11 protein-coding genes are annotated in these 13,069 nt (G+C 71.9%); 8 read left to right on the plus strand and 3 right to left on the minus strand.

Annotated features, from left to right (window positions below):
• Positions 1-5 precede the first annotated feature (5 nt).
• Positions 6-1,523 (minus strand): peptide MFS transporter, encoded by a 1,518-nt coding sequence (locus ACSHWO_RS20725; RefSeq protein WP_438313671.1) that lies wholly within the window; start codon positions 1,521-1,523, stop codon positions 6-8.
• A 495-nt stretch (positions 1,524-2,018) separates the two neighbouring features.
• Between ACSHWO_RS20725 and ACSHWO_RS20730 the strand changes: the two genes are divergently transcribed.
• Both ACSHWO_RS20730 and ACSHWO_RS20735 read left to right on the plus strand, forming a co-directional pair.
• Complete coding sequence (locus ACSHWO_RS20730; protein ID WP_361100060.1) at positions 2,019-2,696, plus strand: response regulator transcription factor; 678 nt, start codon at positions 2,019-2,021, stop codon at positions 2,694-2,696.
• Positions 2,697-2,712: 16 nt separating this feature from the next.
• Complete coding sequence (locus ACSHWO_RS20735) at positions 2,713-3,978, plus strand: ATP-binding protein (protein WP_438313675.1); 1,266 nt, start codon at positions 2,713-2,715, stop codon at positions 3,976-3,978.
• A 104-nt stretch (positions 3,979-4,082) separates the two neighbouring features.
• Here ACSHWO_RS20735 and ACSHWO_RS20740 read toward each other — a convergent pair whose 3' ends face one another.
• Positions 4,083-4,607 (minus strand): GtrA family protein, encoded by a 525-nt coding sequence (locus ACSHWO_RS20740; protein WP_385844635.1) that lies wholly within the window; start codon positions 4,605-4,607, stop codon positions 4,083-4,085.
• 217 nt (positions 4,608-4,824) lie between these two features.
• On the opposite strand from ACSHWO_RS20740, the gene ACSHWO_RS20745 reads away from it, so the two are divergent.
• The 4 genes from ACSHWO_RS20745 (at position 4,825) to ACSHWO_RS20760 (ending at position 8,997) form a co-directional block, all read left to right on the plus strand.
• Positions 4,825-5,964 carry a 5-(carboxyamino)imidazole ribonucleotide synthase gene (locus tag ACSHWO_RS20745; RefSeq protein ID WP_361100069.1) on the plus strand — a complete coding sequence of 380 codons (1,140 nt, stop codon included), beginning with the start codon at positions 4,825-4,827 and terminating at the stop codon, positions 5,962-5,964.
• The gene (purE, locus tag ACSHWO_RS20750; protein ID WP_361100072.1) at positions 5,961-6,506 is read left to right on the plus strand and encodes a 5-(carboxyamino)imidazole ribonucleotide mutase; all 546 of its coding nucleotides are present in this window, start codon (positions 5,961-5,963) and stop codon (positions 6,504-6,506) included. The genes ACSHWO_RS20745 and purE overlap by 4 nt, the downstream gene beginning before the upstream one ends.
• Positions 6,503-7,699 carry a dipeptidase gene (locus ACSHWO_RS20755; RefSeq protein ID WP_438313680.1) on the plus strand — a complete coding sequence of 399 codons (1,197 nt, stop codon included), beginning with the start codon at positions 6,503-6,505 and terminating at the stop codon, positions 7,697-7,699. Before purE ends, ACSHWO_RS20755 begins: the two co-directional genes overlap by 4 nt.
• Before the next feature lie 203 nt (positions 7,700-7,902).
• Positions 7,903-8,997: a membrane dipeptidase gene (locus ACSHWO_RS20760; RefSeq protein ID WP_438313683.1), complete on the plus strand. Its 1,095-nt coding sequence runs from the start codon at positions 7,903-7,905 to the stop codon at positions 8,995-8,997.
• Between the two features lie 51 nt (positions 8,998-9,048).
• Here ACSHWO_RS20760 and ACSHWO_RS20765 read toward each other — a convergent pair whose 3' ends face one another.
• Complete coding sequence (locus ACSHWO_RS20765; RefSeq protein WP_361100081.1) at positions 9,049-10,392, minus strand: UDP-glucose dehydrogenase family protein; 1,344 nt, start codon at positions 10,390-10,392, stop codon at positions 9,049-9,051.
• A gap of 226 nt (positions 10,393-10,618) precedes the next feature.
• On the opposite strand from ACSHWO_RS20765, the gene ACSHWO_RS20770 reads away from it, so the two are divergent.
• A complete protein-coding gene (locus tag ACSHWO_RS20770) occupies positions 10,619-11,776 on the plus strand; it encodes an acyl-CoA dehydrogenase (protein ID WP_361100084.1) in 1,158 nt (385 codons plus the stop codon).
• A 200-nt stretch (positions 11,777-11,976) separates the two neighbouring features.
• Positions 11,977-13,056: a sugar phosphate nucleotidyltransferase gene (locus tag ACSHWO_RS20775; protein WP_438313687.1), complete on the plus strand. Its 1,080-nt coding sequence runs from the start codon at positions 11,977-11,979 to the stop codon at positions 13,054-13,056.
• Positions 13,057-13,069: the final 13 nt, after the last annotated feature.

Genomic DNA, 13,069 nt, shown 5'->3' on the forward strand with positions numbered 1-13,069 from the left:
CTACGTCAGTGGACGTCGCCCATCAGCGCCTGGACCTTCTTGCGGTAGGCGTACACCGCCACACCGGCCAGGACGGCGGCCGCCGCCTGGATGCCGATGATCACGGTGCCGTTCAGGTCCACACCGGCCAGCGACAGCAGACCCGTGGTGCAGTCACCGGCGGTGACCGCGAGGAACCAGACGCCCATCATCTGGGAGGCGTACTTCTGCGGTGCCATCTTCGTGGTGACGGAGAGGCCGACCGGGGAGACGCACAGCTCACCGATGGTCTGGATCATGTAGATCGAGACGAGCCACATCGGGGAGACCTTGGTGTCGCCCGTTGCCATGCCCATCGGCACGATGAAGACGAAGAACGAGGCGCCGATCAGGACCAGGCCCATCGCGAACTTCACGATGGTGTTCGGCTCCTGGTTCTTGCGGGCCAGCCACAGCCACAGCCAGGCGAACACCGGGGCCAGCGCCATGACGAACAGCGGGTTCAGCGACTGGTACCAGGTGGCCGAGAACTCGAAGCCGAACACGGTGTCGGCGGTCTTGGAGTCGGCGAACAGCGACAGCGTGGAGCCACCCTGGTCGTAGATCATCCAGAAGACGGCGGCGGCGATGAAGAACCAGATGTAGGCCGTCATCTTCGACTGCTCGGCCGAGTTCAGGTCCTTGTCGCGCTTGATGCGGACCAGGACGGCGACCGGAATGATCAGACCGGCGAGGGTCAGCGGGACCAGGACCCAGTTCAGCGTGTAGACGCCCAGGGCGACCACGGCGCCGTAGAACACGGCGATGGCGGCAGCGCCGATGACGGCCTTGGTGAGGACGGCCTTGCGCTCGTCGGCGGAGAGAGGGTTCGGGACCAGGCTGCTCTTCGGGCTCAGGTGCTTGGTGCCGATCAGGAACTGGGCCAGGCCCAGCGCCATGCCGACGGCGGCGAGGGCGAAGCCCAGGTGCCAGTTGTATTCCTTGCCGACCGTGCCGACGACGAACGGGGCGACGAAGGCACCGAGGTTGATGCCGATGTAGAACAGCGTGAAGCCGCCGTCACGGCGCGGGTCCTCGGGGCCGTCGTACAGGTGGCCGACCATCGTGGAGATGTTGGCCTTCAGCAGACCGGAACCCACCGCTACGAGGAGCAGACCGACGAAGAACATCGCCTGGCCGGGCAGCGCCAGCGACAGGTGGCCTGCCATGATCACGAAACCGGCGATGGTGACCGTCTTGCGGGCGCCCCAGACGCGGTCGCCGAACCATCCGCCCGGCATGGCCATCAGGTAGACCATGGAGACGTAGACGGAGTAGATGGCCGTCGTCGTGGCCGCCGTCATGGCCAGGCCGCCGCCCTGGGTGCCCGTGGCGGCGTCGGCGCCGCCCGAGACCAGGTAGTACACGAGCAGTGCCCGCATGCCGTAGTAGGAGAAGCGCTCCCACATCTCGGTCATGAAGAGCGTGGCCAGGCCACGGGGGTGGCCGAAGAAGGTCTTCTCGGCGGACGGGTCCGCCGTGCCCGTCGTCAGGCTGGAAGCCATGTCGATCCTTGCTTGCTCGGGACGCTGGCTTCGTGAGCCGGTCGGCGCCCGGTGGGGGGTGGCCGGAACCGGCGGCGGCGTTCCGGCCCCACGCCCCGGGGTCTCGCACCCGCCGCCGAGGGCGGGGGGCGAGGGAACATCCGCAACCGGGATCCACGCCCTCGCGCGCATCGTTTCGCGCGCGGGGCCCGGCCCACAGGTCATTCACTGTCACCCGAGTCGATCTGGAAAGTCGTCAAGACCCTCTGATCAATCCGGACAGAATTGAGACCTTTGGCTCGGATTTCGGCGCAAAGGTCCCGGAGGTAGTGCATCAGGCGTCTCGCCACCATACGACACGACCGTGCGGCATATGAAAGGACTTGAGAGATGGATCACAGGGGGGATCGGGAACCGTTTCAGCATTTCGAAGGCGGCCTTCACACATAAGGCCAGTTGGAAAGGGGTGTGCGGGGCCGCCCCTGCGGATCGCCGCCGCGGACTACCATCACCCACATGACGCGTGTACTGCTCGCCGAGGACGACGCATCCATTTCGGAACCACTGGCCCGCGCCCTGCGCCGGGAGGGGTACGAGGTCGAGGTCCGGGAAGACGGCCCCACGGCCCTGGACGCGGGACTGCAGGGCGGCGTGGACCTCGTCGTCCTGGATCTGGGCCTGCCGGGGATGGACGGCCTGGAGGTCGCCCGCCGGCTGCGCGCCGAGGGCCACAGCTTCCCCATCCTCGTGCTCACCGCCCGCGCCGACGAGGTCGACACCGTCGTCGGCCTGGACGCCGGGGCGGACGACTACGTGACCAAGCCCTTCCGCCTCGCCGAGCTGCTCGCCCGGGTCCGGGCCCTGCTCCGGCGCGGCTCCAACGAGGCGGCCCAGCCCCCCGCCACCCACGGCGTGCGCATCGACGTCGAGTCGCACCGCGCCTGGATGGGGGAGGAGGAGCTCCAGCTCACCGCCAAGGAGTTCGACCTGCTGCGGGTCCTGGTACGCGACGCCGGCCGGGTCGTCACCCGCGACCAGCTGATGCGCGAGGTCTGGGACACCACCTGGTGGTCCTCCACCAAGACCCTCGACATGCACATCTCCTGGCTGCGCAAGAAGCTGGGCGACGACGCCGCGAACCCGCGCTACATCGCCACCGTCCGCGGCGTCGGCTTCCGCTTCGAGAAGAGCTGAGCGAACCGCCCCAGCCATGCGCCGCCGCCTGATCAACTCCACGCTCGCCGTGGTGCTCGTCGTGATCGCCGTGTTCGGGGTCTCCCTCGTCATCGTGGAGACCCGGACGATCACCAGCAGCGCCCAGGACCGCATCGAGTCCGAGGCGCTGCGCCTCGTCGGCATCGTCGAGGCGAACGTCCTGGAGCGCAGACCCGTCGACTCCGAGGCCCTCGCCGAGCAGCTCGACCCCGGCCGGTACGCCCGGATCACCGTCCCCGGCCAGCCGCCCGCCGAGGTCGGCGAACGCATCCCGGACGACGTCATCCGCGGCACCGCCAAGGGCGAACAGGGCGAGGTCGTGGTCGTCGAGGAGTCCCGGGCCACGGTCACCCGGGAGGTCGTGCGGACGCTGGCGGTGGTCGGCGCCGTCGCCCTGCTGGCCGTGGTGGCGGCCGTGCTGCTCGCCGTACGCCAGGCCAACCGGCTGGCCTCCCCGCTCACCGACCTCGCCGAGACCGCCGAACGGCTCGGGTCGGGCGACCCGCGGCCCCGGCACCGCCGGTACGGGGTCCCCGAACTGGACCGCGTCGCGGACGTGCTGGACTCCAGCGCCGAGCGGATCGCCCGGATGCTGACCGCCGAGCGGCGGCTCGCCGCGGACGCCTCGCACCAGCTGCGCACCCCCCTCACCGCACTGTCGATGCGGCTGGAGGAGATCACGGTCACCGACGACCTGGAGACCGTCCGCGAGGAGGCGACCATCGCCCTCACGCAGGTGGAGCGGCTGACGGACGTGGTGCAGCGGCTGCTGACCAACTCGCGCGACCCGCGGACCGGCTCGGCGGTCCCCTTCGACCTGGACGAGGTCGTCAAGCAGCAGGTGGAGGAGTGGCGGCCGGCCTACCGCAGCGCCGGCCGGGCCATCGTGCGCTCCGGGAAGACGGGCGTACGGGCCTTCGGCACACCCGGCGCGGTCTCGCAGGTCCTGGCGACGCTGGTGGAGAACGCCCTCATGCACGGCGGCGGCACGGTCGCCCTGCGTACCCGCGTCATCGGGAACCAGGCGGTGCTGGAAGTCACGGACGAGGGACCCGGCGTCCCGCCCGACCTCGGCAACCGGATCTTCGAGCGGGCCATCAGCGGCCGCAACTCCACCGGGATCGGCCTGGCGGTGGCGCGGGACCTCGCGGAGGCCGACGGGGGCCGGCTGGAGCTGCTGCAGGCGCAGCCGCCGGTGTTCGCGCTGTTCCTCAGTCGGACGGAGCCGACGCGCAGGGAGCCGGAGCAGACGGTCCGCTGACCGCGGCGGGGGACGCCCGCGGGGACGCCCGCCCGGATGCCCGGCCGGATTCCCGGCCGGGCCCCTGTCGGCACGTGCGCCTGCCTGCCGTCACGTGCCCGCCGTCACTTGCCCGCGGGCTCCGGCGCCGGCTCGGAGGCGGCAGCCGCGGTCGCGGTGCGGCCGCGGGCGGATTCGGGCGCGTGTGCCGCCGGGAGGGCCTTGAACACCCAGGTCCGGTAGGACCAGAAGCGGAAGACGGTGGCGGTGCCGATGCCGATGAACTTGAACAGGTTCGTCGCGAGCCGGCCGTCCCAGCCGAACCCGTACGTCGCCGTGTACAGCACGCCGTTCTCGATAACGAGCCCGATCAGGCTGAACGCCAGGAACAGCGGCAGTTCGCGGGAGCTCCCCGAATGAGCGCGGTCCCGGTAGGCGAAATACCGGAAGCCCATGTAGTTGGTGAGGATCGCGACGACGGTGGCCAGGACGCTCGCCCGCACCACCTGGAGGTCCGTGGTGTGCCGGATGAGGTTGAAGACACCCAGGTTGACCAGTACGCCCAGGCCCCCGACGGCCCCGAACTTGGCGATCTCGCGCGCGAGCCCGCGTACGCGTTCGAGAGCGGATCCCTGCTCCGGCGTGCTCATCTAATGGTCGGTCCTGTCCGTCGCCGCCCCCGCGCGCGGGAGCGTCACTCGCTTCTCGGTCGGCCCACCCATGCTAAGTGTCACCCCATCGGGTCGTCTGTGCCTTCCGGCCCTGTGTGTTCCTCCAGCGGCGCGACGCAGGGCGCACGGGAGATTGCTACGAGTACCGGGCGGGCCCGCGTCCGTATGGCGAAAAACCGGCCGATACTCTGGAGGGGTGACGTTCCCGGTAGTCGGCATGGTCGGTGGCGGTCAGCTCGCCCGTATGACCCACGAGGCGGGCATCCCCCTCGGCATCAAGTTCAAGATCCTCAGTGACACCCCGCAGGACTCGGCGGCCCAGGTCGTGAGCGACGTCGTCATCGGCGACTACCGCGACCTGGAGACGCTGCGCGCCTTCGCCCGCGGCTGCGACGTGATCACCTTCGACCACGAGCACGTGCCCACCGAGCACCTGCGGGCCCTGGAAGCGGACGGCGTCCCCGTCCGGCCGGGGCCCGACGCCTTGGTGCACGCCCAGGACAAGGGGGTGATGCGCGCCCGGCTCGACGCGATCGGCGCTCCCAGCCCCCGCCACCGCATCGTCGAGGACCCGGCGGACGTGGCGGCCTTCGCCGAGGAGGTCGGCGGCTTCCCCGTCATCCTCAAGACCGTGCGCGGCGGCTACGACGGCAAGGGCGTGTGGTTCGTCCGCACCCCCGAGGACGCCGAGGCCCCCTTCAAGGCGGGCGTCCCCGTCCTCGCCGAGGAGAAGGTCGACTACGTCCGCGAGCTCGCGGCGAACATCGTCCGCTCCCCGCACGGCCAGGCCGTCGCCTACCCCGTCGTGGAGTCCATCCAGGTCGACGGCGTCTGCGACACCGTGATCGCCCCCGCCCCGAACCTCTCCGAGGAGCTCGCGGGCGAGGCCCAGGCGCTAGCCCTGCGCATCGCCAAGGAGCTCGGCGTGACCGGCCACCTGGCGGTGGAGCTCTTCGAGACCACCGACGGCCGGATCCTCGTCAACGAGCTGGCCATGCGCCCGCACAACAGCGGCCACTGGACCCAGGACGGCGCCGTCACCTCCCAGTTCGCCAACCACGTCCGCGCGGTCCTGGACCTCCCCCTGGGCGACCCGCGCCCCCGCGCCCGCTGGACGGTCATGGCGAACGTCCTCGGCGGCGACTACCCCGACATGTACGCGGGGTACCTGCACTGCATGGCCCACGACCCACAGGTCAAGATCCACATGTACGGCAAGGACGTGAAGCACGGCCGCAAGGTCGGCCACGTCAACACCTACGGCGACGACCTGGACGATGTGCTGGAGCGCGCACGTCACGCTGCCGGCTACCTCAGAGGAACCATCACCGAATGAGCACCCCCAGCACCGAGGGCACCGCCCCCGTCATCGGCATCGTCATGGGCTCGGACTCCGACTGGCCCGTCATGGAGGCCGCCGCCCAGGCCCTCGACGAGTTCGAGATCCCCTACGAGGTCGACGTCGTCTCCGCACACCGCATGCCCCGCGAGATGGTCGCGTACGGGGAGCAGGCCGCCGGCCGCGGCCTGAAGGCGATCATCGCCGGTGCGGGCGGGGCCGCCCACCTGCCCGGCATGCTCGCCTCCGTGACTCCGCTGCCCGTCATCGGCGTGCCCGTGCCGCTGAAGTACCTCGACGGCATGGACTCCCTGCTGTCGATCGTGCAGATGCCCGCCGGGGTGCCCGTCGCCACCGTCTCCGTCGCCGGGGCCCGCAACGCCGGCCTCCTCGCCGTGCGGATGCTCGCCGCCCACGACCCCGAGCTGCTCGGCCGGATGCGCGACTTCCAGCAGGAGCTGAACGACCAGGCCACCGAGAAGGGCAAGCGGCTGCGGGCCAAGGTCGCCGGCGCGGAGTCCTTCGGGTTCGGCAAGTGAGCGCCGCGGCCGCGGACCGGCTCGCCAGGGCCCGCGCCCTGCTCGCCGAACACCCCGTCGTCGACGGACACAACGACCTGCCCTGGGCGCTGCGCCAGCAGGTGCGCTACGACCTGGGGCGCCGCGACCTCGCCGGCGACCAGTCGGACCACCTGCACACCGACATCCCGCGGCTGCGCGCCGGCGGGGTCGGGGCGCAGTTCTGGTCGGTGTACGTCCGCTCCGACTACACGGGTGACCAGGCGGTCAGCGCCACCCTGGAGCAGATCGACGCGGTCGCGCAGCTGATCGACCGTTATCCGGCGGACCTGGTGCGGGCGCTGACGGCGGACGACATGGAGGCGGCCCGCGCCGACGGCCGGATCGCCTCGCTGATGGGCGCCGAGGGCGGCCACTCCATCAACAACTCGCTGGCCACCCTGCGCGCCCTGCACCAGCTGGGCGTGCGGTACATGACCCTCACCCACAACGACACCATCGACTGGGCCGACTCGGCGACCGACGAGGCCCGGCACGGCGGCCTGACGGACTTCGGCCGAGAGGTCGTCCGCGAGATGAACCGGACCGGCATGCTCGTCGACCTCTCGCACGTCGCGGCGACGACGATGCGGGACGCCATCGAGACCTCGACCGCGCCGGTGATCTTCTCGCACTCGTCGGCGCGGGCCGTCTGCGACCACCCGCGCAACGTCCCGGACGACGTGCTGGAGCGGCTGCCCGCCAACGGCGGGGTGGCCATGGCCACGTTCGTGCCGAAGTTCATCCTCCCGGCGGCGGTCGAGTGGACCCTAGCCGCCGACGAGAACCTCCGCGCGCACGGCTTCCACCACCTCGACACCACCCCCGAGGCGATGGCCCTGCACCGGGCCTTCGAGGCCGGTCACCCCCGCCCGGTGGCCACCGCGGCCACGGTGGCCGACCACCTCGACCACATGCGCGAGGTCGCCGGCGTCGACCACATCGGCATCGGCGGCGACTTCGACGGCACGGCCTTCACCCCCGCCGGGCTGGACGACGTCGCCGGCTACCCGAACCTCATCGCGGAACTCCTGCACCGCGGCTGGTCGCAGACCGACCTGGCCAAGCTGACCTGGTCCAACGCGGTACGGGCGCTGCGCGACGCGGAGGCGGTGGCGCGGGAGCTGTCGGCGTCCCGGGGCCCCTCCAACGCGGTGCTGCACCCGCAGCCGTAACCGCGCGGCCGCACGGGCGGGCCGCCCGTGCGGCCCGTCCGCACCGGCGGGCCCGTTACGCCGCCCGCCCGGTGGCCCGCCGCGCTACCTGCGGGTCGGCCCGCGGCCTACACCCGAACGCCACATCCGCCGGGCGACCGGGGCGCCCCGCGTGTCACCGTGGCAGCACCTCCCCCTGCTGCCGCCGAGACCGGAGCGCATCCATGGCCGACCTGCAGGACGAACCGCACGCCGGGAATCCCGCGTACACGCTCGACACGGCCCTGCCGGGCCCCGGCTCCGTCGGAGCCGAGGACCTTCCCGCCGTGGTACCGGCCGGCTCGCTCGAACGGGCCGCCGCGCTGCTGTCCGTGCATCCCGTGGCAGACGGCCACAACACCCTCGTCTGGACCCTGCGCCAGAGCCCGTACCACGACATCGACACCACCGACCCGGGCGTCGACACCGACATCCCCCGGCTGCGCGCCGGCGGGGTCGGCGCGCAGTTCTGGTCGCTGATGATGCCGCACGACGCCGCCGTCCCCGACCAGGTGGTGTCCGACACCCTCGAGCAGATCGACCACGCCCGCGCCTTCGTGGCCCGCTACCCCGACAGCCTCTGCCTGGCGCTGACCGCCGACGACATGGCCGACGCCCGCAACCGCGGCCGGATCGCCTCGTTCCTGGGCCCCGTGACCGGCCGGGCGCTCATCGGCTCCCTCGGCGCGTTGCACGCCTTCCACGCGCTGGGCGTACGGATCCTCGCACCGGCGGGGGCGCCCTGGGCGCAGGAGGGCCTGACCGCCTTCGGCCACGAGGTGGTCAGGGAGACGAACCGGCTCGCGATGCTGCTGGACCTGACCGGGTGCCCGCCGGTGGTGGCCTGCCAGATCGCCGGCGCCTCCAAGGCCCCCGTGATCGTCTCCCACACCGCGGCGGCCGCGCTGAACGACCATCCGGGCAACGTCACCGACGAGGTGCTGCTCGCGCTCCGCGCCGCCGGCGGCCTCGCGATGGTCACGTTCGACACCGCGCAGACCGGGGACTCCCTGCACGCGGTCGCCGACCACCTGGAGCACCTCCGGGCCGTCGCCGGCCCCCACTGCGTGGGGCTCGGCGCCTCCTTCGGCACCGAGCACGGCACGCCCCGCCCGACCGGCCTGACCGACCCCTCCGGCTACCCGAGGCTGGTCGCGGAACTCGTGGACCGGGGCTGGCCGGAGTCCGACCTGTCCCTGCTGACCTGGGGCAACGCCCAGCGGGTGCTGCGCGACGCGGAGTTCACGGCCCGCGCCGCCCAACACCGCAGACCCACCTAGTGCTGTGGCCCGCAGTGCAGGCGCCCCGGGCCCGGCGGGCGGGCGACCGGGTCAGGCGCGCGGTCGGCCCATGGCCCGGTAGGTCCACCCGGCCGCGCGCCAGTGCGCCGCGTCCAGGGCGTTGCGCCCGTCGAGGAGCAGCCGGTCGGAGACGACCGCGCCGAGCTCCGCCGGGTCGAGGTCGCGGAACTCGCGCCACTCGGTGAGGTGCAGGACCACGTCCGCCCCGCGGGCCGCCTCCACGGCCGAGTCCGCGTAGGCGAGGGTGGGGAAGACGCGGCGGGCGTTGTCCATGCCCTTGGGGTCGTAGACGGTGACCTGGCCGCCCTGGAGGTGGATCTGCCCGGCCACGTTCAGGGCGGGCGAGTCGCGCACGTCGTCGGAGTCCGGCTTGAAGGTGGCGCCGAGCACGGCGACCCGCTTGCCGAGGAACGCGCCGCCGACCGCCTCCCGGGCCAGCTCCACCATGTGGCCGCGGCGCCGCATGTTGATGGAGTCGACCTCGCGCAGGAACGTCAGCGCCTGGTCGGCGCCGAGCTCGCCGGCGCGCGCCATGAACGCGCGGATGTCCTTGGGCAGGCAGCCGCCGCCGAAGCCGATGCCGGCGCGCAGGAACTTGGCGCCGATGCGCTCGTCGTGGCCGATGGCCTCGGCGAGCTTCACGACGTCGCCGCCGGCGGCCTCGCACACCTCGGCCATCGCGTTGATGAAGGAGATCTTCGTCGCGAGGAAGGAGTTGGCGGCGGTCTTCACGAGCTCGGCCGTCGGGAAGTCGGTCACCACGAGCGGTGACCCCTCCGCCATCGGTGTCGCGTACACCTCGCGCAGCAGCTTCTCGCCGCGGTCGCCCTGGACGCCGACGACGATCCGGTCCGGGTGAAGGGTGTCCTGGACGGCGAAGCCCTCGCGCAGGAACTCCGGGTTCCAGGCGAGTTCGACCTCGTCGCCGGCGGGGGCCAGCTCGGCCAGCTTGGTGGCGAGCCGCTCCGCCGAGCCCACGGGCACGGTGGACTTGCCGACGACGAGCGCGGCCCGGGTCAGGTGCGGGGCGAGGGATTCCACGGCGGAGTCCACGTAGGACATGTCACACGCGTACTCGCCGTGCTTCTGCGGGGTGTTGACGCAGATGAAGTGGACGTCGCCGAAGGCGCCGACCTCCTCCCAGGACTGCGTGAAGCGCAGCCGACCGGTGGAGCCGGGCAGTCCGGCGACGTGCGCGGAGAGCAGCTCCTCCAGCCCGGGCTCGTACATCGGCACGCGCCCGGCCGCCAGCATCTCGATCTTCTCCGGGACCACGTCGAGCCCGAGCACCTCGAAGCCCAGCTCGGCCATCGCCGCGGCGTGCGTGGCGCCGAGGTAGCCGGTGCCGATCACTGTGATCCTGAGGGGGGCCATGGGTGCTCCAGAGGTGCGGGGCCGTTTGCGGCAACTGAGCATAGTCGGGCCGGTCAGGGGGGACGTTTCCCAGGAGCACCGGGAGGCCTCACCGGTGCCGGTGGCTGTCGTGCAGCTCACGTGCCGCGTACATATCGCTGTGCGGACGCCGACCACTAAGATTTGGGTTACTTAACGGTAGTTAGCAATGACTGAGCGCACGCTTCAGCTTGGGGAGTGAGAGATCTTGGCGGGTTCTGCCGACTTCGACCTGTACCGCCCGGCCGAGGAGCACGACATGCTCCGCGAGTCCGTCCGCTCGCTCTGCGAGGCCAAGATCCTCCCGTTCGCCGCGGCGGTCGACGAGGAAGCCCGCTTCCCCCAGGAGGCGCTGGACGCGCTGGTCGCCAACGACCTGCACGCCGTGCACGTCCCGGAGAGCTACGGCGGTGCGGGCGCCGACGCCCTCGCCACCGTCATCGTGATCGAGGAAGTGGCCCGCGTCTGCGCGTCCTCCTCCCTGATCCCGGCCGTCAACAAGCTCGGCTCCCTCCCGGTGATCCTCTCCGGCTCCGAGGAGCTCAAGGCCAAGTACCTCACGCCGCTCGCCAAGGGCGACGCGATGTTCTCGTACTGCCTCTCCGAGCCGGACGCCGGTTCGGACGCGGCCGGCATGAAGACCCGCGCGGTCCGCGACGGCGACTTCTGGGTCCTCAACGGCGTCAAGCGCTGGATCACCAACGCGGGCGTCTCCGACTTCTACACGGTCATGGCCGTCACCGACCCGGAGAAGCGCTCCAAGGGGATCTCCGCCTTCGTGGTCGAGAAGAGCGACGAGGGCGTCTCCTTCGGCGCCCCGGAGAAGAAGCTCGGCATCAAGGGCTCCCCGACCCGCGAGGTCTACCTCGACAACGTCCGGATCCCGGCCGACCGCATGATCGGCGCCGAGGGCACCGGCTTCGCCACCGCCATGAAGACCCTGGACCACACCCGCATCACCATCGCGGCCCAGGCCCTCGGCATCGCGCAGGGCGCCCTCGACTACGCCAAGGGCTACGTCCAGGAGCGCAAGCAGTTCGGCAAGCCGATCGCCGACTTCCAGGGCATCCAGTTCATGCTCGCGGACATGGCCATGAAGATCTCGGCCGCCCGCGCCCTGACCTACCAGGCCGCCGCCGCCTCCGAGCGCGGCGACGCCGACCTGACCTACCTCGGCGCCGCGGCCAAGTGCTTCGCCTCCGACGTGGCCATGGAGGTCACCACGGACGCCGTCCAGCTCCTCGGCGGCTACGGCTACACCCGTGACTACCCGGTCGAGCGCATGATGCGCGACGCCAAGATCACGCAGATCTACGAAGGCACGAACCAGGTCCAGCGGATCGTCATGGCCCGCAACCTGCCGTAGGGCCCCCTCCTCGCGACAGCGCCCCCGCCGCGACGCGGCGGGGGCGCTGCGCTGCCCGCGCCCGGCGCGCGGGCGGTAGAAGCCCAGGTGGCGGGCCCGCACGGGGCCCGGTCACGATTCGTGCGCCGCGCGGCGGGCGGCGGGCGGGGATGGGTTAGCTTTGGAGCTTCATAGGCCCGGACCGGGTGGGGAGAAGGAATTTGGAAGCGATCCTGCTGGTCGGCGGGCAGGGGACGCGGCTGCGCCCCGTGACGGTGAACACCCCGAAGCCCATGGTGCGGGCGGCCGGTGTGCCGTTCCTGGCACACCAGATAGCCCGGGCGCGGGCCGCCGGCGTCACGCACATCGTGATGGCCACCTGCTACCTGGCCGAGGTCTTCGAGCCGTACTTCGGCGACGGCTCCGCCTTCGGCGTACAGCTGGAGTACGTCGTCGAGGACGAGCCCCTCGGCACCGGCGGAGCCATCCGCAACGCCGCCCGCCGCCTCCGGGGCGGGCCCGACGACCCGGTCCTCGTCTTCAACGGCGACATCCTCACCGGCCTCGACATCGCCGGCCTCGTCGACGCCCACCGGGCCGCCTCCGCCGACGTCACCCTGCACCTGGTGCAGGTCGAGGACCCGCGCGCGTTCGGCCTGGTCCCCACCGACCCCGACGGGCGGGTGCTGGCCTTCACCGAGAAGCCGCAGGCCCCCGAGGAGATCATCACCGACCAGGTCAACGCCGGCTGCTACGTCTTCCGGCGCAGCGTGATCGACTCCATCCCGGCCGACCGGCCCGTCTCCGTCGAGCGCGAGACCTTCCCCGGCCTCCTCGCCGACGGCGCCCTGCTGCACGGCGTCACCGAGAACACGTACTGGCTGGACCTCGGCAGGCCCGAGTCCTTCGTCCAGGCCTCCGCCGACCTGGTCCGCGGCGTCGTGGCCTCGCCGGCCGTCCCCGGGCCGCGCGGCGAGTCCCTCGTCCTGCCGGGCGCCCGGGTCGAGCCCGGTGCCCGGCTCTCCGGCGGCACCGTCGTCGGCGCGGGGGCCACCGTCGGGGCGGGCGCGGTCGTGACCGGGTCCATCGTCCTCGACGACGCCGTCATCGGGCCGGACACGCAGGTCAGCGCCAGCCTGATCGGCGTCGGCGCCACCGTCGGCCCGCGCACCGTGCTCGACGCCTCGGTCGTCGGCGACGGCGCCGTCATCGGCGCGGACAACGAGCTGCGGGCCGGCGCCCGCGTCTGGTGCCGCGCCGAGCTGCCCCCCAAGGCGCTCCGCTTCTCCGCGGACGGCTGAGCCGCCCGCCCCG

This window comes from Streptomyces pallidus (ex Mingjun et al. 2026), assembly GCF_051550185.1.
Taxonomy (GTDB): domain Bacteria; phylum Actinomycetota; class Actinomycetes; order Streptomycetales; family Streptomycetaceae; genus Streptomyces.

Bases quoted from the DNA above. Each gene is read 5' to 3' on its own strand.
- ACSHWO_RS20730 (WP_361100060.1), top strand. From the start codon at position 2,019: ATGACGCGTGTACTGCTCGCCGAGGACGACGCATCCATTTCGGAACCA.
- ACSHWO_RS20760 (WP_438313683.1), top strand. From the start codon at position 7,903: ATGGCCGACCTGCAGGACGAACCGCACGCCGGGAATCCCGCGTACACG.
- ACSHWO_RS20725 (WP_438313671.1), bottom strand. From the start codon at position 1,523: ATGGCTTCCAGCCTGACGACGGGCACGGCGGACCCGTCCGCCGAGAAG.
- ACSHWO_RS20765 (WP_361100081.1), bottom strand. From the start codon at position 10,392: ATGGCCCCCCTCAGGATCACAGTGATCGGCACCGGCTACCTCGGCGCC.
- ACSHWO_RS20740 (WP_385844635.1), bottom strand. From the start codon at position 4,607: ATGAGCACGCCGGAGCAGGGATCCGCTCTCGAACGCGTACGCGGGCTC.
- ACSHWO_RS20735 (WP_438313675.1), top strand. From the start codon at position 2,713: ATGCGCCGCCGCCTGATCAACTCCACGCTCGCCGTGGTGCTCGTCGTG.
- purE (WP_361100072.1), top strand. From the start codon at position 5,961: ATGAGCACCCCCAGCACCGAGGGCACCGCCCCCGTCATCGGCATCGTC.